At 69.1% G+C, this 624-nt stretch carries 1 protein-coding gene; it reads left to right on the plus strand.

The window, feature by feature from the left end; translation table 11 throughout:
* Positions 1-184: 184 nt before the first annotated feature.
* The coding region (locus KUM32_RS39100) for a fumarylacetoacetate hydrolase family protein (RefSeq protein ID WP_217146520.1) at positions 185-624 on the plus strand (440 nt) is incomplete at its 3' end.

Raw genomic sequence — 624 nt, forward strand, 5'->3', positions numbered from 1 at the left:
GTGTGAGGGAGGTGCCGTGCCCCATGCCCCGTGTGAGAGAGGCGCCGCACCCCGTACCGCTACCTGGTGCACCGGGGCGGTGCCGTGCGGTGACGGGCCTGGAGCGCGGCGGTGACGAAAACGGGGCGATAGCCTGGAGCGTCAGACCTCAGCCAATGATCAGTAGTGAAGGGCAGCACTTCCCGTGCGCATCGCCAGATTCTCCATCGACGGCAACGTCGCGTTCGGAGTCGTGGAGGAGGCCGCCGCCCCTGACGGCGGCCCCGTCCTCGACATCATCAAGGGACACCCCTTCGCCGAATTCGAGCGCTCGGGCCAGAAGGTCCCGCTGGACAAGGTGCGCCTGCTGCCCCCGGTGCTCCCCAACAAGGTCGTGGCGATCGGTCGCAACTACGCGGAGCACGCCAGGGAACTCGGCCACGAGGTCCCCGACGTTCCGGTCGCCTTCTTCAAGCCGTCCACCTCGGTGGTCGGCCCCGGCGACGCCATCGCCTACCCCTCCTTCTCGCAGGAGGTCCACCACGAGGCCGAGCTGGCCGTCGTGATCGGCAGGATGTGCCGGGAGGTCCCGCGCGAGCGGGCCAGGGACGTCATCCTCGGCTACACCTGCGCCAACGACGTCAC

The organism is Streptomyces sp. AC627_RSS907 (genome assembly GCF_019049165.1).